We start from the raw sequence: 22,442 nt of genomic DNA on the forward strand, positions 1-22,442 counted from the left end.
TTACCGCACCTTCAGCGTCGCCAGGCCAATCAGCACCAGCATCAGCGAAATAATCCAGAAACGCACGATAACCCGTGGTTCTGGCCAGCCTTTAAGTTCGTAGTGATGATGAATCGGGGCCATGCGGAAAATACGCTGCCCACGCAACTTAAAGGAACCTACCTGTAGGATTACCGACAGCGTTTCAACCACGAATACCCCGCCCATAATCACTAATAAGAACTCTTGGCGCAGTAATACCGCGATAGTGCCTAACGCACCACCCAAGGCCAACGAGCCGACATCACCCATAAAGACCTGTGCCGGATAGGTGTTAAACCATAAGAAGCCCAACCCAGCACCGACAATCGCGGTACAGACAATCACCAGTTCACCGGCATGGCGCAGATAAGGAATGTGCAAGTATGCGGCGAAGTTCACGTTACCGGTCGCCCAGGCAACCAATGCAAAACCACCGGCGACGAACACGGTCGGCATGATAGCTAAACCATCCAATCCGTCAGTCAGGTTCACCGCGTTACTGGTACCGACAATCACAAAGTAAGCCAGCAAGATATACATCAAACCCAGTTGCGGCATGACGTCTTTGAAAAATGGCACCACCAGCTCGGTAGCCGCGGTGTCTTTACCGATGCTGTACATGGCGAATGCTGCCGCCAGTGCAATCACTGACTGCCAGAAATACTTCCAGCGGGCGATCAAACCTTTGGTGTTCTTACGCACCACTTTGCGGTAATCATCGATAAAACCGACGATGCCATAACCCACAAGAATGAATAGCACACACCAGACATATGGATTGGAAGGGTAAGCCCACATCAGCACCGAAATGGTGATAGAGAACAAAATCATCAGGCCGCCCATGGTTGGCGTGCCGCGTTTACTGAAATGTGACTCTGGCCCATCGTTACGGACTACCTGACCAATCTGCAATTTCTGCAAATAAGCAATCAGGTGCGGCCCCATCCACAAAGAAATAAACAGTGCCGTCAACAGACTGACAATGGCTCGGAACGTCAAATAGGAAAAGACGTTAAAGCCCGAGTAAAATTTTACTAAGTATTCAGCCAACCAAACTAACATGATGCATTCTCCTGTAACGCACGCACGACATTTTCCATGGCGGCGCTACGTGAACCTTTAATTAAAACGGTGATAACCGGATGTTCGAGCAGCAATTCACTCACACGGGCTGCCAATGTGTTCTTATCCTGAAAATGTTCGCCGTTACCGCTCGCATCACTCAGCGTCTGACTCAATGAGCCAACACTCAGCACTTTATCGACACCCGCCTGTCTGGCAGCTTCCCCCACCTGACGATGGCAATCTACGGCGGTATCGCCCAATTCAGCCATATCCCCCACCACCAGCACGCGGTAACCGGGCATTTCTGCCAGCACTTGTGCCGCAGCAGTCATAGAACCGACGTTGGCGTTGTAAGAGTCATCGAGCAGCAATTTACCTGCCGATAATTGAATCGGGAATAAACGGCCCGGTACAGCTTGTAATTGTGCCAGCCCTTGGCGGACGGCAGCTAAATCCGCGCCAACTGACATGGCTAACGCCGTTGCAGCTAAGGCGTTGGCAATGTTGTGCCGCCCCGGCAGGGGTAATTCGATGGCTATGGTGCCAAAGGGCGAATGCAGGGTGAAATGCGTCGCCTGTGGTGTAATACGCACATCACTGGCATAGAAATCGATATCTTCCGCACCGCGAGGTGAAAAATACCAAACGCGCTTGTTGTGCAGCATTTCCTGCCAGTGCGGCCAGTCATTGCTGTCGGCATTAATAATTGCCGTCCCGTTAGCAGGCAACCCGGCAAAAATTTCACCTTTGGCTTTCGCCACTCCCGCCAGTGAACCAAAACCTTCCAGATGAGCGGCAGCTAAATTGTTAACCAAAGCACTCTCAGGGCGGCTTAAATCCGTGGTATAGGCGATTTCGCCAACATGATTCGCCCCCAGTTCAATCACGGCGAAATCATGCTCAGGCGACAAACGCAGTAAAGTCAGTGGCACCCCAATATCATTATTGAAGTTGCCGGCGGTATACAGCACATTGCCGCATTGACGTAAAATGGCAGCCACCATTTCTTTTACCGAGGTTTTACCGGATGAGCCGGTTAAAGCCACCACCCGAGCAGGCACTTGTTCACGCACCCACGCCGCAAATTGCCCCAGCGCCAGACGAGTGTCTTTGACCACTAACTGCGGTGCCCCCACCAGTAAGCGTTTACTTACCAGCAAAGCGCCAGCGCCTGCGGCAACTGCATCTTCTGCAAAATCATGTCCATCAAAACGCTCGCCTTTCAGTGCCACGAATAAACAACCCGCTGTAACCTTACGGGTATCAATGGTCACTTCAGTGATATCGACGTTTTCACTGCCAATATATTCAGCGTTAAGCAGCGTAGACAGGAAATGCAGCGAGACCTTAATCATGCCATCACCCCCAACAAACGGGCGACGGTAACTCTGTCTGAATAATCCAGGCGGCGATTACCCACTAATTGATAATCTTCATGTCCCTTACCTGCCACCAGGACGACATCTTCTTCTTTGGCTTGCATAATGGCGCTGGTCACCGCTTCGGCGCGGCCATGAATTGCCAATGCATGCCCAGCATCCAACAAGCCACTGAGGATATCCGCCACGATAGCCTGCGGCTCTTCACTGCGTGGGTTATCATCGGTGACGACCACCCGATCCGCCAGTTGTTCTGCGATACCGCCCATAAGTGGGCGCTTACCTTTGTCACGATCACCACCGCAACCAAACACACACCACAACTGACCTTTGCAATGTAAGCGGGCCGCAGCCAGGGCTTTTTCCAAAGCATCCGGGGTATGAGCATAATCCACGACCACCGTCGGTTTACCTGGCGCGTTAAACACTTCCATACGCCCACATACCGGTTGCAGGTTTGGTGCGGTTGCTAATAATTGTGCTAGCGGATAACCCAGTGAAAGGAGTGTTGACAGTGCCACCAGCAGATTACTGACGTTAAACGCCCCCATCAAACGGCTTTCTAATTTGCCTTCGCCCCAGCTTGAGTCAAAAGCGATGCTGGCACCGTTATCGTGATAATGAACGTTATTCGCCGATAACCACGGGCCATTCCAGCCCGTAGGAACCTGGCCTTCCATGCTGACAGCGACTGCTTGCGGCAACTGCCCTAACCAGCGGCGACCGACTTCGTCATCAGCATTGATAATTTTGTGTTCGGATTGATGGGTGGAGAACAGCAACCATTTTGCCGCCTCATAACTCGCCATATTGCCGTGATAATCCAGATGATCGCGGCTTAAGTTAGTGAACACGGCGGCAGCAAACGGCAATGCAGCTACGCGGTTTTGAATCAAACCGTGGGAAGAAACTTCCATCGCCGCAAAAGTAGCCCCTTGATCAACCAAATTGCGCAGTAAATGCTGGATATCAACCGCTGAACCGGTGGTATTTTCCGTCGGGATCACTTGCCCTAACAAACCATTGCCAACCGTACCCATTACCGCGCTGGTTTCCCCCAGTGCCTGGCTCCATTGTGCCAACAGTTGGGTGGTGGTGGTTTTGCCGTTGGTCCCCGTCACACCGACCAAACGTAATGCTGCACCCGGCTGGTGGTAGAATTGCCCCGCCAGCTTGGATAAATGTTGATTCAAATTACGCAAATAAATAACAGGAACACCATGCATCTCTACCACACTGGCATCCGGTGCCACGCCATCGGCTTCGGCTATCACGGCTGCAACACCTTGTGCGATAGCTTGCGGGATATAGCGACGCCCGTCCGTCTGGTGGCCGACAATGGCGACAAACAAATCCCCGGCAGCGGCAACACGGCTGTCTAATGTCATTTCCCGTAGCGCACGCTCCGGGACGTCTAGCCCCCAAGGAGCGAGTAAGTCGCGCAAGTTACGATCTGCCACCTGAACCCTCTTTTGTATTAATCACTAATTCGCTTTTATCACCGGTGGGTAACGCATCTGGCTCAATGTTCATGGTACGCAGAACGCCGCCCATGATGGCACCGAACACCGGTGCAGAAACCGCACCACCGTAATATTTCCCTGCCTGCGGGTCATTGATGACCACAACCAGAGCAAATCGAGGGTTACTCGCGGGCGCAACGCCGGCGGTGTAAGCGAGGTATCGGTCCATATACTTGCCATCCGGGCCAACCTTCTTGGCAGTACCGGTTTTAATGGCAATACGGTAGCCTTTAATGGCGGCTTTCGTGCCCCCGCCGCCAGGTAATGCCACACTTTCCATCATATGCACCACGGTACGAACCAGCGGTTCAGGGAAAATGCGTTCACCGGCCACTGGCGGGTCAACTTTGGTGATCGACAGCGGGCGATAAATCCCCATGCTGCCGATGGTTGCATAGACTCGCGCTAGTTGTAACGGTGTTACCATTAGCCCGTAGCCGAAAGAGAAGGTGGCCCTCTCTATGTCAGACCACCGTTGTTTTTTAGGATATAAGCCACTGCTTTCTCCGACCAACCCCAAATTGGTCGCTTTCCCAAACCCAAACCGTGAGTAAGTATCTACTAACGCTGAGGATGGCATCGCTAACGCCAGCTTAGAAACACCGACGTTACTCGACTTCTGCAAGATCCCGGTCACGGACAGCTCTGCGTAACGGGCCACGTCTTTAATCTGGTGCCCATTAACAAAGTACGGCAAGGTATTCAGCACGCTGTTTTCTTTCACAACGCCATGCTGCAATGCCGTCATCACTACCATTGGCTTCACTGTGGAGCCGGGTTCAAAAATATCGGTTATCGCCCGGTTACGCATCGCATCTTTCGGCGTTCCGGTCAGGTTATTCGGGTTATAAGACGGGCTATTCGCCATTGCTAATACTTCGCCGGTACTCACATCTACCAGCACCGCAGTGCCTGATTCTGCTTTGTTGAATGCCACCGCATTGTTCAATTCGCGATACACCAGCGCCTGTAGGCGCTCGTCAACACTCAACACCAGGTTATGTGCGGCCTGACTATCAACAGAAGAGATATCCTCAATGACACGACCATAGCGGTCTTTACGTACCGTACGCTCACCTGGTTGCCCAGTGAGCCAACGGTCAAAACTTTTCTCAACCCCTTCAATGCCTTGGCCATCAATATTGGTGACACCAATAATGTGTGCCATCACCTGACCGGCCGGATAGTAGCGGCGTGATTCCTGCCGCAGATAGATACCGGGGAGTTTCAGTTTATGGATATAGTCGCCAATCGCGGGGTTAACCTGACGCGCCAGATAAACGAAACGCCCTTTAGGATTGGCATTAATACGGGTCGCCAATTGATCCAGTGGGATTTCCAGAGCATCCGATAGCGCTTTCCAGCGAGTATCTAACGTAATACCACCACGCTCGGTCAGCTCTTTCGGATCAGCCCAAACCGCATTGACCGGCACGCTTACCGCCAACGGGCGGCCTGAGCGGTCACTGATCATGCCACGAGCCGTCGGTACTTCCTGCACTCGCAGCGAGCGCATATCACCCTCGCGCACCAGTTTGTCAGGATTAATCACTTGCAGGTACGCGGTACGTAACATCAAACCGACCAATGCCAGCAAAATACAGCCGCACAGCAACGCAAAACGCCAGCTAATAAAGCTGGCTTGTTCTTCCTGGCGCTTTAACTTCCCGGGGCGCGCTGCTTTCATCCGTTACCTTGGCTACTCAACGTCATGGTGGCGACTAATTCCTTTATTTATTGGAAATAACCTATTGTTTAACCACAATATTTTCTTGTGATGGATCAACATGTTGCATTTTCAGTTTGTCAGTCGCGATACTTTCAACACGACTGTGGTCACCCAACGCGTTCTCTTCCAAAATCAGGTTACGCCACTCGATATCCAGCGCATCCCGTTCCAGCACCAACTGCTCACGCTCTGCGGTCAACAAGCGTGTACGGTGAGCGGTGGTTACCACGAAAACAGCAGACACCAACACCGCGATCAGTAAAATTAACGGGATCTTCGCATTGCGGATTAAATCACCGCTGATGACCCCAACTAAACCGTGGCGTTCGTTGCCTATCACTCTTTAATCCTCTCGGCAAAACGCAATACCGAGCTTCGTGCCCGTGGGTTTTCCGCCACCTCAGCATCTGGAGGCATCATTTTGCCAGCCGATTTCAATGTGCGCCCACCCATGCTGCGCAACTGCGCTTCCGTCAATGGCAACCCTGCAGGAACCTGTGGGCCACGGCTATGATGACGAATAAAGTTTTTAACAATGCGATCTTCAAGAGAGTGGAAGCTAATCACTGACAAACGGCCCGCAGGGGCCAGAACTTCAAGTGCGCCATCAAGTGCGCGCTCAATCTCTTCCAATTCACTGTTGATATAGATACGAATAGCCTGGAAGCTACGGGTAGCGGGATGTTTGTGCTTTTCGCGGAATGGGCTGGCGTTGGCAATCAAATCAGCCAGCTCTTTGGTGCGAGTCATCGGTTGAGTAAGGTTGCGCTCAACAATGGCTTTAGCCAGGCGCTTGGCAAAACGCTCTTCACCAAAGGTTTTTAACACCCACGCGATATCGTCGGCGCTGGCTTTCATCAACCACTCAGCAGCAGATAATCCACGGGAGGGGTCCATACGCATATCCAATGGCCCGTCACGCATGAAAGAGAAACCACGTTCAGGGTCATCCAACTGGGGTGATGAAACCCCTAGATCGAGCAATACACCGTCAATGCGACCAACTAAATCCAGTTCTCGCACATAATGCGCTAACTCGGAAAAAGGACCGTGTACGATAGAGAAACGTGGATCAGTAATAGATTTTGCCGCTTCGATAGCTTGTGGGTCACGGTCAATTGCAATCAGACGCCCTTCTGGCCCAAGCTGGGACAGAATCAGACGCGAATGGCCACCACGGCCAAAAGTGCCGTCAATATAGATGCCGTTATCGCGGATGTTCAGGCCATTTACCGCCTCATCCAGCAATACGCTTGTATGCTTGTAGTTGTTATCTACAATTTTGTTGTTATCTACCATGCTTATAGCGATAAGTCCTGTAGCCGCTCAGACAAGGGTTCCTGAGTGGACTGTTCTGCGTCGATGTCATCCTTGACTTGTTGATACCAGGTCTGTTCATCCCACAGTTCAAACTTGTTGAACTGCCCAACCAGCATCACTTCTTTATTCAGCCCGGCATGCTGTCGCAATGTTCCTGCGATCAGTAAGCGCCCGGCACCATCCATCTGACATTCACTGGCGTGCCCTAACAGCAAACGCTGGACCCGACGCTCAGCCGGATTCATGCTCGACAGACGGGATAATTTTTGTTCAATGATTTCCCATTCAGGGAGTGGATAAAGCAACAGGCATGGTTGGTGAAGGTCTATGGTACAGACCATCTGGCCTTGCGACTCCTCGTTCAGTAAATCCCGATAACGGGTAGGTACGGCAAGCCGCCCTTTACTGTCGAGGTTAACCATCGTTGCACCACGAAACATGACTGAGTTACCCCTTCATGACCCAATTCGCCACTTTACCCCACAAATCCCCACATTAAAGAGTTTACGGATGGTATGAAAACCTTGTCAAGCCAGAGCCGATGCGCTTTGACAATATTTATGGGCCATTTTTGAGATATATCTCGTAGAAGGGGCTATTTTAGTGGTTGTAATAGAAATTAACGTCATGATAAACGGGCTATTTTTCCGCCAATAATTCTAGCTACTTAAATAAATAATTAATTGCCGATTAATTGTCTCATTATTTCCTTCTGCAAGGAATGTCTCATTTTTAGTATGAAAATTGTACGGTCTAAAAATAAACAGCCTGAGTACAAAACCCGCTACCGCTGGCGTCTCCTAAGGAAAAACAGCGATAGTCGGCGGCAAAACCCACAGCAGCACAATAATAACCTTGGAAACAACGAGTGTTACTGGCGCGACATTTTACTTCAATTAACCAATGGGGATTAATCTATTTTGAAATAAATTATTGGCGCATATTTCTTAGCATCACTGAAATATGAATGTCTTCAGGCAGATAAATCTTAAATTAGAAATTTAAGTAAATTAGTTTCTGTTTCACACCTTATTTAAAATTTGAGTTACGTTGCCGGCCCTTTCCTCGTCAACATCAAAAAACACAACCACATGTTTTTAAAGAAAAAATAGACATCCCGCCATTTAAAAAACCACCCAAAGCTCAATTCCTCACAGTACAAAGTATAAAAACCAGACAAATGTTAAAAATAAAAATTTTAAGCTGGTTATATTAATAACGATAGCACTGTAAACTATATAAAAAGCAAAATAGCAATATAATCACCTGCAATTTAAATGATAAGCAATGTATAAATCCTGCTAAAAATCTCATCAATTGGTATTTTGGCAGACTTTTCCCCCAAGTAGGGAGTTAATGACAATGTTTTCAACTGGGTCCCGCCTGCGTAGTGCTGCAGCCGATACTTTTGCGCTCGTGGTGTATTGTTTTGTCATCGGTATGATAATTGAAATCGTGATCTCGGGAATGACCTTCCAGCAGTCACTCTCTTCCCGCCTGGTTTCAATACCCGTCAATATCCTTATTGCCTGGCCTTATGGTGTGTATCGGGATGCCTTTATCCGCTTTGCGCGCCATCATGCCGATAAGCATTCTTGGGCGCGGAATCTGGCAGACTTACTGGCCTATGTCAGCTTCCAGTCTCCGGTTTATGCCATAATCTTGTGGTCGGTCGGGGCTGATTTAGAACAAATTACTACGGCGGTTACCAGTAACGCGTTGGTTTCAATGGCGATGGGTGTGGCTTACGGCTACTTTCTGGAATACTGCCGCCGGTTGTTCCGCGTGGCAGGCTATGTTTGAGAATATTCGTCATCTTTCATAATGCAGGTGTGTTGGCGTCACTACTCGGCCCAACAGCGGCCTCACCTCGTTGAGGCCGCTGTTGGCTTCCTACACCATGAAATTTATTGGGTATTAACCGCCCTAACCGGAATATTTATTACTCGGTTACTTGCGGCTCAAACTGCCCCGGCGGAATAAATTGCGGCGAATACGGGTTAACCCCGGTTTCGGTTTATGCGGTTCATCCAGACTGGCTAATACCAGCTCCAGCACGCGCTCGGCAACATCACGGTGGCGCTGTGCCACTGCCAGTACTGGGCACTCAAGGAAGTCCAACAGCTCGTTATCACCAAAAGTAGCAATCGCCAGATTACTGGGTAAACGCCCACTTTGCTTTAAGGTCACATCCATAACGCCCTGTAGTAGCTGGAATGAGGTGGTAAATAGCGCCTGTGGCATTGGGTGGGTCTTAAGCCACTGCGCAAACAGCACGCCAGCAGCTTCGCGCTCGTAGCTATTGGCATACAGGTAATCGACTTTACGTGGATCATCTTTCCACGCCTCACGGAATCCCATCTCACGCAAGAAACTGACCGAGAGTTCCGGCAGCGCGCCTAAATACAATACCGACTCTGCGGGGAAGGCACGTAGTTCTTGTGCCAGCATCAGTGCATCTTCTTGATCCGCGCCGACGACGCTAATGAAATGCTCCCGATCAAGCGCCCGATCCAATGCAATGATTGGCAATGGATCATTAGCCCAGCGCTGGTAAAAAGGGTGCTCAGGGGGCAATGCGGTAGAAACGATAATGGCATCAACCTGGCGCTGTAACAGGTGTTCGATACAACGCATCTCATTATCTGGCTGATCTTCAGAACAGGCGATCAACAGTTGATAACCGCGCTGGCGCGCCTGGCGTTCCAGATAATTTGCAATACGGGTATAGCTGGTATTCTCAAGGTCCGGGATCACCAAACCAATGGAACGGGTTCTGCCCGCGCGCAATCCTGCCGCAACAGCATTTGGGTGATAGTTATGTTCCCTGACAACCGCCATAACTTTGTCTACTGTTTTGTCGCTGACTCGGTACTGTTTCGCTTTGCCATTAATGACATAACTGGCCGTTGTACGCGAAACGCCCGCAAGACGCGCGATTTCATCCAGTTTCACATTAACCCCTTATAAACCCAATAAAGTGATGAAAGGCATGATGTCTGCCAGAGCTAAGTATCCCAGTGATTCTCAAAAACGCCGATAAACTGCGGTGTCACAAGCTAAACCACAAGATTTATAGACATAGTTTAACTACGGATATAGCACACTGTAGATCTAACCGCAGAACTCACTCTTGAGCAACCGCTTTAACCGCCATATAACGCTATCTCGGTTAAAAAATAAGAAAAAAAAGCCCGACACACCTGCCGAGCCTGATTATTGGAGATTAGTCAGTGTTAATAAGTTTCATTAACGCATAATCTTGTCACCGCGTGACACACCGACAATACCTGAGCGGGCAACTTCGACAATTTCTGCCACTTCCCGCACCGCATTGAGGAATGCATCCAGCTTATCACTGGTGCCAGCCAGTTGGACGGTGTAAAGCGTGGCGGTCACATCCACAATTTGCCCACGGAAGATTTCCGCACACCGTTTCACTTCTTCACGCCCGTAACCACTGGCCTGCAACTTCACCAACATGATCTCACGCTCAACATGTGAGCCAGAAACCAACTCACTAACACGCAGTACATCGACCAGTTTATGCAGTTGTTTTTCTATCTGCTCCAGAACCTTAGCATCGCCCACGGTCTGAATCGTCATGCGGGACAGTGTCGGATCGTCGGTCGGCGCGACCGTTAAACTCTCAATGTTGTAACCACGTTGAGAAAACAGGCCCACAACTCTTGAGAGCGCACCTGATTCGTTTTCCAGTAGAACTGATAAAATCCGGCGGCGCATAATTATGTCCTCTCCGTTTTGCTAAGCCACATTTCGTCCATGCCACCACCACGAATCTGCATCGGGTAAACATGCTCCGTTTCATCAACCGTCACATCCACAAATACCAAACGCTTGGTCTCGGATAATTGTGTCAGGGCATCAGCCAGTTTGCTTTCCAACTCATCCGGCGTGCGAATAGAAACGCCAATATGGCCATAGGCTTCAGCCAATTTGACGAAGTCAGGCAGCGAATCCATATAAGACTGTGAGTGTCGGCCAGAGTAGATCATGTCCTGCCACTGTTTCACCATACCGAGATAGCGGTTGTTCAGGTTCAACACCAGCACCGGCAAGTTATATTGCAATGCAGTGGATAATTCCTGAATATTCATCTGGATACTGCCATCACCGGTGACGCAAACTACGGTTTCGTCTGGTAACGCCAGCTTGACGCCAAGTGCTGCGGGCAGGCCAAAGCCCATCGTCCCCAGTCCACCGGAGTTAATCCAACGGCGTGGCTTATCAAACGGATAGTAAAGTGCAGCGAACATCTGGTGTTGACCGACATCAGAGGTGACATAGGCATCACCGCTGGTGAGGCGATGTAAGGTTTCGATCACCGCCTGCGGCTTGATTTTACCGCTGTCTTTGTTGTAACTCAGGCAATTGCGGGCACGCCATTGTTCGATGGATTGCCACCAGTCACGCAAACTATCGCAATCCTGTGTGCAATCAATCTGAGACAACAACTCCAGCATCTGTACCAAGACTTGTTTGGCATCACCAACTATTGGAATATCTGCATTTACGGTTTTCGAAATTGAAGTCGGGTCGATATCGATGTGTACTACCGTGGCATTCGGGCAGTATTTCGCCAGATTGTTGGTGGTACGGTCATCAAAGCGCACGCCAACGGCAAAAATCAGATCCGTATTGTGCATCGCCATATTGGCTTCAAATGTTCCGTGCATCCCCAGCATACCTACGCTTTGGCGATGAGTTCCTGGGAAGCTCCCTAACCCCATCAAAGAGCTGGTCACCGGCAAATTCAGTTTCTCAGCAAGAACGAGCAGCTCTTCGTGACAGGCAGAGTTAATCGCCCCACCGCCGACATACATGATGGGTTTCTTGGCCGCCAGAATAGTTTGCAGCGCGCGTTTAATCTGCCCACGATGGCCTTGTACTGTGGGGTTATAAGAACGCAGGCTAACCTGATCCGGGTAGGCGTAAGGCATTTTTACTGCAGGTCCAACAATATCTTTTGGCAAATCGATAACGACCGGGCCTGGGCGGCCAGTTGATGCCAGATAGAAGGCTTTTTTCAGTACTGTTGGAATATCTTCAGTCCGCTTCACCAGAAAACTGTGTTTCACCACTGGGCGGGAGATCCCCACCATGTCACATTCCTGAAAAGCATCGTAGCCTATCAATGAGCTAGGTACCTGACCGGAAAGCACCACCATCGGTACTGAGTCCATATACGCAGTAGCGATACCGGTAATGGCATTGGTCGCACCTGGGCCTGAAGTAACCAGTACCACGCCAACCTCGCCGGTTGCTCGTGCATAGCCATCGGCCATGTGAACCGCGCCTTGTTCATGGCGCACCAGCACGTGATCGATGCCTCCGACCGTGTGCAGGGCATCGTAGATATCAAGTACGGCCCCGCCGGGATAACCGAATACATGCTTCACGCCCTGATCGATTAACGATCGGACAACCATCTCGGCTCCTGACAACATCTCCATGGGTTTTGCCTCCAGGCTTAGTTTGCTCATTGGATAACGGGAAGTCATTTCCACGGGATCCTGTAGGAAAGGCACTTCGCCCTAATTCCTATATTTATTATTTGTACGTAATAACTTATTAACATAACGTCAGATTTTCTGGCAGGCAAATGGCAATTCGCTGCACTAAAGACAATTTAGTTGGCCGCACTCTGTTTTTGTTCACATTACAAAAACAAAAAACTGCCTGAGAAGGGCTGACCTTAGTTTAAACACCGCCAAGATAATTAATCATAGAACTTAATCAGGCTAAGAATTTTACGCGTTGGTAGAAGAAAAAACGTGGGATGATACCGGGCCAGGTAAGTGAAGGGGCTGAACGTTCAGAAAAACAGCGGCTGCCTGTATCAGAACAGGCAGCAACATGATGACAGTATCGACTAATCGCGGTACATAGAGTCAATTTCATTCTGATAACGCTGGAGAATGATTTTACGGCGCAGCTTCATAGTAGGGGTCAATTCACCCGTTTCCATGGTAAATGCCTGCGGTAACAACGTAAAGCGCTTAACCTGCTCGAACAGCGCCAACTCTTTTTGCATATCTTTCAGCCTTTGTTCAAACAAACTGACAATATGGCTATGGCGTAATAACTCTAACCTGTCGTGGTATTTCAGGTTTATCGAACGGGCATACTCTTCAAGTGACTCAAAACAGGGCACTATCAGCGCGGAGACAAATTTGCGCGTATCAGCAATAATCGCAACCTGTTCAATAAAACGATCCTGACCAAGTGTGCCCTCAATCATTTGCGGCGCAATATATTTCCCGCCGGAGGTTTTCATCAAGTCTTTCAGACGTTCGGTGATAAACAAGTTCCCTTGGGCATCCAACGCCCCGGCATCCCCCGTTTTGAGCCAACCATCTTCGGTGAACGACTCAGCCGTCTCTTGCGGTTTGTTAAAATAGCCGCGCATCACAATGGGACCGCGTACCTGAATTTCATTCTCTGCGCCCAAACGCACATCAATCCCCGGCAGCGGCTTACCGATAGAGCCGAAACGGAAATCTTGCTCTTCCCAACATGAAACGGTGGCACAGGTTTCGGTCATGCCATAGCCGTACTTAATATTGATACCGATTGCCTGGAAAAACAGGATGATATTGTCATCTAACCGAGCACCGGCGGCCGGTAAAAAGCGCACCCGCCCGCCTAATACCCCACGCAATTTACTCAATACCAAGCGATCCGCCAGCTTGTACATCTGCCCGGATAACAATGATAATTTTTGCCCACGTTGCAGGCTTTGGAATTGGCGCTCGCCACACCCTACCGCCCAACGGAACAACATCCGGCGATGCCATTTTGCCAGAGCGACTTTGTCATTGATGGCACTGAACACTTTCTCGTAAAACCGAGGGACAGCACACATCACCGTCGGCTTTACTGCCAGCATCGCTGGTCGCACCCAATCAGTATTGCTGATATACACATTTTGGGCGCCAGTATGCATCACATAGAAGCTCCAGGCCCGCTCAAACACATGGGATAACGGCAGGAAACTAAGAGAGACATCCTCTGCTGTCAGGGTTAAACGCTGATCGTGCAAATAAAGCTGGGCGGCCATATTACGGTAATCCAGCATCACACCTTTCGGTTCACCGGTGGTTCCCGAGGTATAAATCAGTGTGAATAAATCATTTAAGTCGCAGCTATCTATACGTGCAGTGAGTAGATGTTGCTGTACCGCATCAGGCTGCTGCTCAAAATCAGCTAAGTGTTGGGCATATTCACAACCGCGTAAATCAACTGTAGGGTCTAACACAATAATCTGAGCAAGTTGCGGGCACAGCGGCTTTAGCGTTGCGGCTACATCAAATTGCGTTTGTCCGCCGACAAATAAAATACGCACATCGGCATCATTGAGCACATAGGCGGCCTGAGCACTGGTATTGGTGGCATACAATGGAACACTGACACCACGTAACTGCAAAATAGCTAAATCCGCCAACGACCAGGTCATGCTGTTATTGGCAAAAATCCCAATGCGCTCTTGGATGGCAACCCCTAGGGATAACAGAGCGGCTGAAATTTGGGTGACATGGGTATCAACCTGCTGCCAGCTTAATTGCTGTTCGCCCTCTGGCGACCATTCACGCAAGGCTATTTGGTCAGCACGGTGGCTGATTTGTTGGCGCAGTCGGCGCACAAGGTGGTATTGCTCTAATGTGTGGGTCATAACATCGCCGCTCGCTTTGTACTCGCCATCTTTCAAGTTACTGCTGTGAAGCGGCTTGCGCTTATCCAAATCAGGTGACTGGACCAGTTTATCGGGAGCCTTTCGCTTAGCGCCGTCCCGCACCTTGAAATCTATTGGGTATTGATTATCCATTAAAGTGTACTGCAACTTGCAGCTAATTGGCATTCAGCTTACATGTGTTCACTTTTTTTCGCGCAGTCTACCCGCTCTATCGGTTAGAGCAAATAAAATTCAGAGTAGAAGTGTGAGCTGAAATTGACTTTGATGAAAAATAGAGCATTTAGGGCGGCAAGGGGAGTCGGCAGGACAATAGCGTGGCGTTGAACTGAACAATGGCCGACAACAAAAACACACGTTAAGTTAGTTGTTACCTTACCTGCTACTGAGAATAAGATAATTCCAGCAGCAGGGGTTAACAAAAATAATTACGCAGGAATAGTAAGTTGGCTGAGTAGCTCTTTCATCCACTGATGGCCTTTATCTCTATCAGTAGATTCATGCCACGTGAGATAACATGGCCGGTTTGTATTTTTCCAAGGTAAAGAGATAAGTTTCAGATTAAGCGCATCGCTGTATTTTTGAGCAAGCCAACGAGGCGCAATTGCCACAAAGCAAGTTTGAGATACAATATTAAGCACACTATTCATATCAGTACTTTCATATACAATAGTTTGAGCACTGACCTCTGACTCATAATAATGCCCACTGAAAGAACCTACTTTATCCAATGACACTACCGCATGTAGCTCTGAAAGGAGTTGTTCTTGCGTAATTGAATTACCAATACGGGGATGGTCTTTCGAGACTACCAGAACGGATTCATCATTAGAGATTGATAAATAATGAAAGTCCGGGCGCTCAAATTTGGTATAACCTATAACAAATTCGGTCTCTTGATAGCGCAACTGATGCTCAATATTATCATTCAAATAGGATTTGATCATGATCTGAACATTAGGCGCTAATTGCTTAATGCATTGTATTATTTGTGCCGTCAATCTGATATCTAACGGACTACAAACAGATAATTTAAAGATTCGCTTACTCTTTTTGGCTTCAAAGCCGGCACCGGGCAACTCATTTTGAACTAATTGCAGGGCTTGCCTCACCGGCCCAAACAACTGACGAGCCCTGGAGGTAGGCTGAATACCTCGGCCATAACGAACGAACAGCTCGTCATTAAACATCACTTTCAAACGGGCAACGGCATTACTCACTGCTGGCTGGGACATTCCCAGTGACTGGGCTGCACGTGTCACGTTATGCATTTGCATCACGGCATCAAAAACGGTTAATAAATTGAGGTCGACACTTCTTAAGTGAACATCACTACCTTCTTTTTTAGTTACTTGGTCGTCGGCTACTAAGTTGTGTTCAAACATGCTTAACTCCACTAAGCTTTATGCAGATGGCATGATTAATAAAAGAACTTTACTGATATTTATATACACCTCAAAATATCTTTATTCTCTTACTATTAACAATACCAATGTTCTCATCACTACTCTTGTTGAGTAAAATGAGTCTCATCCTTGTATAAATGCAAAAGTATTAATTTACTCCCTATCTTTTAGTCAATAACGCCCATAGATAAATTCGCGAACAAAGTATTCACATAAAATATCTTATATATATTTCCACAGAAATTTACATCAAAAATGCCAACCCGTTTAATCATAAGTACCAATAATAAACTTAACAAGATAATCACATCACAAAATGAGATGATTGACAACTATGTCATTAATAAATAATAAATTCATCAATTCAAACTTATTAATCCTTAGTTATTAGCATCAACATATTAAATAATGAATTTAATCTCGTCATTTAATTATACCCACAGAACAAACTCATAACATTTAAAAATAACAAACGCTATTATTTATAATAGTGATGAATATTTATATTAAAAAATATATATTGTAAAAATAATAAGATTTATTGTGAATTTATCATTGTAATAACTAACAGGCTGCTATTACTTATCTCATTCCCTACCAAGGAGACCTCAATGTGGCATACCAAAACCGACGTTTTCCTCTCTAGGCAGATGATTTATGGCCCAAAATATCAGAGAAGCACAATAATCCATATTATGAAGATTATGCCAAATAAAACAAAATCATCAGTATCTATTTTTAGATTAAAAACCCTATATATTTAATTTTTAGGTTTTTTATGTCGTTATAAGGAATCTATAACCCGCGTAACCAGTTGAACACGCCATTTTAAACAAAAGTTGACATGACCACAAAATTCACGTATCAATTTAGGCAACGCATTATTTTAACCAATGAGAAACTGAAAAATTATGTTCTACTCAACCCGTCTACTAAGCCTACTACTTAACGCATCTCACTTGCGCGGTATGTTGGTGGACGGAAATCAGAACTGATTCAGTCATCAAGATTAACAAGCCCGCGCAAATGCGCGGGTTTTTTTTTACCCGCTAAGCGCAAAAGTAAACACGACAAGGAACAAACCATGAGCCAACAAGTCATTATTTTCGATACAACATTGCGCGACGGTGAACAAGCATTACAAGCCAGCCTGAGTGTTAAAGAGAAGCTGCAAATTGCGCTTGCACTGGAACGAATGGGTGTCGATGTCATGGAAGTCGGTTTCCCGGTTTCCTCCCCTGGTGATTTTGAGTCAGTGCGCACCATCGCTCAGCAAGTCAAAAACAGCCGCGTTTGCGCCTTGGCTCGCTGTGTAGACAAGGATATTGATGTCGCCGCCGAAGCTTTGCGTATTGCTGAAGCCTTCCGTATTCATGTGTTCTTGGCGACATCCACCTTACATATCGAATCTAAATTAAAGCGCTCATTTGATGATGTGTTGGCGATGGCTGTCCACTCGGTGAAACGCGCCCGCAACTATACCAATGACGTAGAGTTCTCTTGTGAAGATGCAGGCCGTACGCCTATTGATAACCTGTGTCGCATCGTAGAAGCCGCGATTAATGCCGGCGCTACTACCATCAATATCCCTGATACTGTCGGTTACACGACCCCTTATCAATTCGGCGGAATTATCACCGACTTGTATGAGCGAGTGCCAAATATTGATAAAGCCATTATCTCGGTCCATTGCCATGACGATTTAGGCATGTCAGTTGCCAACTCCATCACTGCGGTCCAAGCCGGTGCACGTCAGGTAGAAGGTACGATTAATGGTTTAGGCGAACGCGCTGGTAACTGTTCACTGGAAGAAGTGATCATGGCTATTAAAGTGCGTGAAAAGATGTTGGGCGTGCATACCAATATCAATCATCAAGAGATTTACCGCACCAGCCAATTGGTCAGTAAGTTATGCAACATGCCAATACCCGCTAACAAAGCCATTGTCGGCAGTAATGCTTTCGCTCACTCATCCGGTATTCATCAGGATGGCGTGCTGAAAAATCGTGAAAACTACGAAATCATGACACCGCAATCCATCGGCCTGAAAGAAGTGCAGTTGAACCTGACCTCCCGTTCTGGTCGCGCAGCGGTCAAACACCGCATGGAAGAGATGGGTTATCAGGATAAAGATTACAATTTGGACTCCTTGTACGACGCATTCCTGAAGTTGGCGGATAAAAAGGGCCAGGTATTTGATTACGATTTAGAAGCGTTAGCCTTCATTAATAAACAGCAGGAAGAGCCAGAACACTACCGTTTAGACTATTTCAGCGTGCAGTCTGGCTCCAGCGTAATGGCAACGGCATCCGTCAAATTGGTCTGTGGCGAAGACATTAAATCAGAAGCAGCCACAGGTAATGGCCCGGTTGATGCGGTGTATCAGGCCATCAATCGCATTACCGGTTATGAGATTGAACTGGTGAAATATCAACTGTCTGCCAACGGTCAGGGTAAAGATGCATTGGGTCAGGTTGATATCGTGGTTGACCATAAAGGTCGCCGCTTCCACGGCGTGGGTCTGGCAACAGATATTGTCGAGTCATCCGCGAAGGCGTTGGTTCACGTATTAAATAACATCTGGCGCGCTCATCAGGTAGATATTGAGAAGCAGCGCTTGCAACAAAATAATCAGGAAATGGTGTGAACATGACTAAGACTTATCATATTGCCGTTTTGCCCGGAGACGGTATTGGCCCTGAAGTAATGGCTCAGGCAAATAAAGTATTGGATGCGGTGCGTCAGCGTTTCGGCATCAAGATTTCAACCAGCGCTTATGATGTGGGTGGTGCAGCCATCGACCGTCACGGCAGCCCGTTACCCGCAGCGACGGTCAGCGGATGTGAGCAGGCTGACGCTATCTTGTTTGGCTCGGTAGGCGGCCCGAAATGGGAACATTTGCCCCCGGCAGAACAACCAGAGCGTGGTGCGTTGTTGCCATTGCGCAAGCACTTTAAATTATTCAGTAACTTGCGCCCGGCGCGGTTGTATCAAGGGTTAGAAGATTTCTGCCCATTGCGCAGCGATATTGCCGCTAAAGGTTTTGATATTCTGTGTGTGCGTGAATTAACTGGCGGCATCTACTTCGGCCAACCCAAAGGCCGTGAAGGCCAAGGCCAGCACGAGCGCGCTTTTGATACCGAAGTTTATCATCGCTTTGAAATTGAACGTATTGCCCGAATTGCCTTTGAATCTGCGCGTAAACGCCGTGGCAAGGTTACTTCTATTGATAAAGCCAATGTGTTGCAAAGCTCTATTCTGTGGCGTGAAGTGGTAACCGCCATTGCAGCCGATTACCCAGATGTTGCGTTGTCCCATATGTATATCGATAACGCCACCATGCAGTTGATCAAAGACCCTTCCCAGTTTGATGTGTTGCTGTGTTCTAACTTGTTTGGCGATATTTTGTCTGATGAGTGCGCCATGATAACGGGTTCAATGGGGATGTTGCCGTCGGCCAGCTTGAACGAACAAGGTTTCGGTTTATATGAACCCGCAGGTGGCTCCGCACCCGATATCGCGGGCAAAAATATCGCCAACCCGATTGCCCAGATTCTGTCATTAACTCTGCTATTGCGTTTCAGTTTGGGTAAAGACGATGCCGCCGATGCTATTGAGCGCGCGATCAACCAGGCATTAGAACAAGGCTATCGCACGGCTGATTTGGCTGGCGAAGGTAAAGCCATCGGTACCAACGAAATGGGCGATGTTATCGCTAAATTCGTAATGGAGGGAGTATAAAATGGGCAAGACGTCATATCAAAACAAGACCTTATATCAAAAATTGTACGATGCGCACATCGTTTACGAAGCGCCAAATGAAACGCCATTGTTGTACATAGACCGCCATCTGGTACATGAAGTTACCTCGCCGCAAGCCTTTGATGGTTTGCGTGCGATGGGTCGCCCGGTGCGTCAGCCGGGCAAAACCTTTGCCACGATGGACCACAACGTTTCAACCCAAACCAAAGATATCAATGCCAGCGGCGAAATGGCCCGTATCCAGATGCAGGAGCTGATTAAGAACTGTGCTGAGTTTGGTGTCTCTTTATATGACCTGAATCATCCGTTCCAAGGCATCGTCCATGTGATTGGCCCTGAACAAGGTATGACGTTACCGGGCATGACCATCGTCTGTGGTGACTCACACACGGCGACCCATGGCGCATTCGGATCATTGGCCTTCGGTATCGGCACCTCAGAGGTTGAGCATGTGCTGGCAACCCAGACCCTGAAACAGGGCCGAGCCAAAACCATGAAAATCGAAGTTAACGGTACTGTCGGTGCAGGGATTACCGCCAAAGACATCGTATTGGCGATTATCGGCAAAACCGGTAGTGCAGGCGGCACCGGGCATGTGGTGGAGTTCTGTGGCAGCGCCATTGAAGCACTGAGCATGGAAGGCCGGATGACATTATGTAACATGGCAATCGAGATGGGTGCTAAAGCCGGTTTAGTCGCCCCGGATGACACCACTTTCGACTACCTGAAAGGTCGTCAGTTCGCCCCAACCGGCGAGCAGTGGGAACAAGGTGTGGCCTACTGGCGCACGTTGAAATCTGATGCTGATGCCAAATTTGACACTATCGTCACCCTGGATGCCGCAGATATCGCGCCACAAGTCACTTGGGGCACCAACCCAGGCCAGGTCATTGCGGTTAATGACATGATTCCTGCGCCTGAGTCATTCAGTGATCCAGTTGAACGTGCCTCGGCGGAAAAAGCCTTGGCGTATATGGATTTGCGCCCCGGCATTAAGTTGACCGAAGTAGCAATTGATAAAGTCTTTATCGGTTCCTGCACCAACTCACGTATTGAAGATTTGCGTGCCGCTGCCGCCGTGGCACAAGGGCGTAAAGTCGCGACGGGCGTGCAAGCCATTGTGGTACCTGGCTCAGGCCCGGTAAAAGCGCAGGCAGAAGCGGAAGGTCTGGACAAGATCTTTATCGAGGCCGGTTTTGAGTGGCGCTTGCCCGGTTGTTCCATGTGCTTGGCGATGAACAACGACCGCCTGGAACCCGGAGAGCGTTGTGCCTCCACCAGCAACCGTAACTTTGAAGGCCGTCAGGGCCGTGGTGGCCGCACACATTTGGTTAGCCCGGCCATGGCCGCCGCCGCCGCTGTCAGTGGTCATTTTGCTGATGTTCGCGACTTAGAAGCCGCTACCCACTAACCGGAGACACCATTATGGCTAAATTTACTCAACACACGGGTTTGGTCGCTCCGTTGGATGCGGCAAATGTCGATACCGACGCGATTATCCCAAAACAGTTTTTACAAAAAGTGACTCGCACTGGCTTCGGCCAACACTTATTTAACGACTGGCGTTTTCTTGACGATGCAGGCCAGGTGCCAAACCCTGAGTTTGTGCTGAACCAACCCCGCTATCTGGGTGCAACTATTCTGTTGGCGCGTGAGAATTTCGGTTGTGGCTCCTCGCGGGAACATGCGCCATGGGCGCTGACCGATTTCGGTTTCAAAGTGGTTATTGCCCCTAGTTTCGCTGATATATTTTACGGTAACTCGTTTAATAACCAATTATTACCGGTGACCCTAAGCGAAGCGGATATCGATACCTTATTCCAATTGGTTAACGACAATGAAGGCATTGAGTTTATTGTTGATTTGGAAGAGCAAACCGTGAAGGCCGGTGGCAATAGTTATTCTTTTGAAATAGACAGCTTCCGCCGCCATTGTATGATTAATGGCTTGGACAGTATTGGCCTGACGTTGCAACATGAAAGTAATATTTCTGCATATGAAAAACAGCAACCGGCATTTTTACGTTAATTTATTTTAAGTTAATTTTGTGAGTATATTGTTGGTGTCAGGTAAGCCCTGACCCAACAATTCAAAATCTATAAAAATACTAATTAAAAACGCATCCTTTCTTAGTTCATTTTTCACGAAAAAAGCCAAATCCCATATCAATCAACTTGTTATATAACAGTTTCTCAAGTTATTATTTTAACTAAGTATTAATGATTCTGATATTGACTAATTTGATTATATTTTGTGCTGGCGGTCACTTTTTATTTCTTCAACCACGGTATGCTGTCATCCTCCATCCACACCTAGAGGGCGCCTTATGACACGCATTGCATTGCGTTACGAAGCTCGCATCTCCGGCGATAGCCGAGCCTGGTTTAATATAGATTACCGCCTCGCCAACGATTTCCCGCGTTAACACCTCCATTGCTTATTCAGCTTAGGCTGAAAACACTCATTTATTTATTTTATTGCCGTCATTGGTAATGCGAATAACTATTTTCGCTCGCCATACATGAC

At 48.2% G+C, this 22,442-nt stretch carries 18 protein-coding genes; 6 read left to right on the plus strand and 12 right to left on the minus strand.

Going from position 1 to position 22,442, the window contains the following annotated elements; all coding sequences use genetic code 11:
- The 7 genes from mraY to mraZ form a co-directional block, all read right to left on the minus strand.
- Positions 1-1,083, minus strand: coding sequence for a phospho-N-acetylmuramoyl-pentapeptide-transferase (mraY, locus tag EL015_RS17760; RefSeq protein ID WP_032905459.1), 1,083 nt, complete (start codon positions 1,081-1,083; stop codon positions 1-3).
- Positions 1,077-2,441 carry a UDP-N-acetylmuramoyl-tripeptide--D-alanyl-D-alanine ligase gene (gene murF, locus EL015_RS17765; protein ID WP_032905458.1) on the minus strand — a complete coding sequence of 455 codons (1,365 nt, stop codon included), beginning with the start codon at positions 2,439-2,441 and terminating at the stop codon, positions 1,077-1,079. The genes mraY and murF overlap by 7 nt, the downstream gene beginning before the upstream one ends.
- Positions 2,438-3,925 carry a UDP-N-acetylmuramoyl-L-alanyl-D-glutamate--2,6-diaminopimelate ligase gene (murE, locus tag EL015_RS17770; RefSeq protein WP_032905457.1) on the minus strand — a complete coding sequence of 496 codons (1,488 nt, stop codon included), beginning with the start codon at positions 3,923-3,925 and terminating at the stop codon, positions 2,438-2,440. The genes murF and murE overlap by 4 nt, the downstream gene beginning before the upstream one ends.
- Positions 3,912-5,675, minus strand: a complete 1,764-nt coding sequence (locus EL015_RS17775) for a peptidoglycan glycosyltransferase FtsI (protein WP_005181406.1) — start codon at positions 5,673-5,675, stop codon at positions 3,912-3,914. Before EL015_RS17775 ends, murE begins: the two co-directional genes overlap by 14 nt.
- 61 nt (positions 5,676-5,736) lie before the next feature.
- On the minus strand, positions 5,737-6,057 hold the full coding sequence (gene ftsL / locus EL015_RS17780; protein ID WP_032905456.1) for a cell division protein FtsL: 321 nt from the start codon (positions 6,055-6,057) through the stop codon (positions 5,737-5,739).
- The gene (gene rsmH / locus EL015_RS17785) at positions 6,054-7,016 is read right to left on the minus strand and encodes a 16S rRNA (cytosine(1402)-N(4))-methyltransferase RsmH (protein WP_005181402.1); all 963 of its coding nucleotides are present in this window, start codon (positions 7,014-7,016) and stop codon (positions 6,054-6,056) included. Before rsmH ends, ftsL begins: the two co-directional genes overlap by 4 nt.
- Positions 7,017-7,018: 2 nt before the next feature.
- Positions 7,019-7,477 carry a division/cell wall cluster transcriptional repressor MraZ gene (mraZ, locus tag EL015_RS17790; RefSeq protein ID WP_004875568.1) on the minus strand — a complete coding sequence of 153 codons (459 nt, stop codon included), beginning with the start codon at positions 7,475-7,477 and terminating at the stop codon, positions 7,019-7,021.
- 922 nt (positions 7,478-8,399) lie between these two features.
- Between mraZ and EL015_RS17795 the strand changes: the two genes are divergently transcribed.
- Complete coding sequence (locus tag EL015_RS17795; protein WP_005181398.1) at positions 8,400-8,840, plus strand: L-alanine exporter AlaE; 441 nt, start codon at positions 8,400-8,402, stop codon at positions 8,838-8,840.
- A 147-nt stretch (positions 8,841-8,987) separates the two neighbouring features.
- Here EL015_RS17795 and cra read toward each other — a convergent pair whose 3' ends face one another.
- The 5 genes from cra to leuO form a co-directional block, all read right to left on the minus strand.
- On the minus strand, positions 8,988-9,992 hold the full coding sequence (gene cra / locus EL015_RS17800) for a catabolite repressor/activator (protein WP_005181395.1): 1,005 nt from the start codon (positions 9,990-9,992) through the stop codon (positions 8,988-8,990).
- Positions 9,993-10,286: 294 nt separating this feature from the next.
- Positions 10,287-10,781: an acetolactate synthase small subunit gene (gene ilvN / locus EL015_RS17805; protein WP_004388986.1), complete on the minus strand. Its 495-nt coding sequence runs from the start codon at positions 10,779-10,781 to the stop codon at positions 10,287-10,289.
- 2 nt (positions 10,782-10,783) lie between these two features.
- Positions 10,784-12,511 carry an acetolactate synthase 3 large subunit gene (gene ilvI, locus EL015_RS17810; RefSeq protein WP_032905551.1) on the minus strand — a complete coding sequence of 576 codons (1,728 nt, stop codon included), beginning with the start codon at positions 12,509-12,511 and terminating at the stop codon, positions 10,784-10,786.
- A gap of 419 nt (positions 12,512-12,930) precedes the next feature.
- On the minus strand, positions 12,931-14,730 hold the full coding sequence (locus EL015_RS17815) for an AMP-dependent synthetase/ligase (protein ID WP_032905549.1): 1,800 nt from the start codon (positions 14,728-14,730) through the stop codon (positions 12,931-12,933).
- Positions 14,731-15,176: 446 nt separating this feature from the next.
- Positions 15,177-16,133, minus strand: a complete 957-nt coding sequence (leuO, locus tag EL015_RS17820; protein ID WP_005181386.1) for a transcriptional regulator LeuO — start codon at positions 16,131-16,133, stop codon at positions 15,177-15,179.
- 1,105 nt (positions 16,134-17,238) lie between these two features.
- Between leuO and leuA the strand changes: the two genes are divergently transcribed.
- The 5 genes from leuA to tnaC all read left to right on the plus strand — a co-directional run bounded on the left by leuA (position 17,239) and on the right by tnaC (position 22,341).
- A complete protein-coding gene (gene leuA / locus EL015_RS17830) occupies positions 17,239-18,801 on the plus strand; it encodes a 2-isopropylmalate synthase (RefSeq protein ID WP_005181379.1) in 1,563 nt (520 codons plus the stop codon).
- Between the two features lie 2 nt (positions 18,802-18,803).
- Positions 18,804-19,895: a 3-isopropylmalate dehydrogenase gene (leuB, locus tag EL015_RS17835; protein ID WP_005181376.1), complete on the plus strand. Its 1,092-nt coding sequence runs from the start codon at positions 18,804-18,806 to the stop codon at positions 19,893-19,895.
- Between the two features lies 1 nt (position 19,896).
- Positions 19,897-21,327 (plus strand): 3-isopropylmalate dehydratase large subunit, encoded by a 1,431-nt coding sequence (gene leuC, locus EL015_RS17840; protein WP_032905455.1) that lies wholly within the window; start codon positions 19,897-19,899, stop codon positions 21,325-21,327.
- Positions 21,328-21,341: 14 nt separating this feature from the next.
- The gene (gene leuD / locus EL015_RS17845) at positions 21,342-21,944 is read left to right on the plus strand and encodes a 3-isopropylmalate dehydratase small subunit (RefSeq protein ID WP_005181370.1); all 603 of its coding nucleotides are present in this window, start codon (positions 21,342-21,344) and stop codon (positions 21,942-21,944) included.
- A 298-nt stretch (positions 21,945-22,242) separates the two neighbouring features.
- Positions 22,243-22,341, plus strand: coding sequence for a tryptophanase leader peptide (gene tnaC / locus EL015_RS17850; protein WP_071843463.1), 99 nt, complete (start codon positions 22,243-22,245; stop codon positions 22,339-22,341).
- The last annotated feature ends 101 nt before the right edge of the window (positions 22,342-22,442 follow it).

The organism is Yersinia intermedia (genome assembly GCF_900635455.1).
GTDB lineage: Bacteria > Pseudomonadota > Gammaproteobacteria > Enterobacterales > Enterobacteriaceae > Yersinia > Yersinia intermedia.

Coding starts and splice junctions, on each gene's coding strand:
- mraY (WP_032905459.1), bottom strand. CDS start 1,083: ATGTTAGTTTGGTTGGCTGAATACTTAGTAAAATTTTACTCGGGCTTT.
- murF (WP_032905458.1), bottom strand. CDS start 2,441: ATGATTAAGGTCTCGCTGCATTTCCTGTCTACGCTGCTTAACGCTGAA.
- EL015_RS17775 (WP_005181406.1), bottom strand. CDS start 5,675: ATGAAAGCAGCGCGCCCCGGGAAGTTAAAGCGCCAGGAAGAACAAGCC.
- rsmH (WP_005181402.1), bottom strand. CDS start 7,016: ATGGTAGATAACAACAAAATTGTAGATAACAACTACAAGCATACAAGC.
- mraZ (WP_004875568.1), bottom strand. CDS start 7,477: ATGTTTCGTGGTGCAACGATGGTTAACCTCGACAGTAAAGGGCGGCTT.
- EL015_RS17795 (WP_005181398.1), top strand. CDS start 8,400: ATGTTTTCAACTGGGTCCCGCCTGCGTAGTGCTGCAGCCGATACTTTT.
- ilvN (WP_004388986.1), bottom strand. CDS start 10,781: ATGCGCCGCCGGATTTTATCAGTTCTACTGGAAAACGAATCAGGTGCG.
- ilvI (WP_032905551.1), bottom strand. CDS start 12,511: ATGGAGATGTTGTCAGGAGCCGAGATGGTTGTCCGATCGTTAATCGAT.
- EL015_RS17815 (WP_032905549.1), bottom strand. CDS start 14,730: ATGACCCACACATTAGAGCAATACCACCTTGTGCGCCGACTGCGCCAA.
- leuO (WP_005181386.1), bottom strand. CDS start 16,133: ATGTTTGAACACAACTTAGTAGCCGACGACCAAGTAACTAAAAAAGAA.
- leuA (WP_005181379.1), top strand. CDS start 17,239: ATGAGCCAACAAGTCATTATTTTCGATACAACATTGCGCGACGGTGAA.
- leuB (WP_005181376.1), top strand. CDS start 18,804: ATGACTAAGACTTATCATATTGCCGTTTTGCCCGGAGACGGTATTGGC.
- leuC (WP_032905455.1), top strand. CDS start 19,897: ATGGGCAAGACGTCATATCAAAACAAGACCTTATATCAAAAATTGTAC.
- leuD (WP_005181370.1), top strand. CDS start 21,342: ATGGCTAAATTTACTCAACACACGGGTTTGGTCGCTCCGTTGGATGCG.
- tnaC (WP_071843463.1), top strand. CDS start 22,243: ATGACACGCATTGCATTGCGTTACGAAGCTCGCATCTCCGGCGATAGC.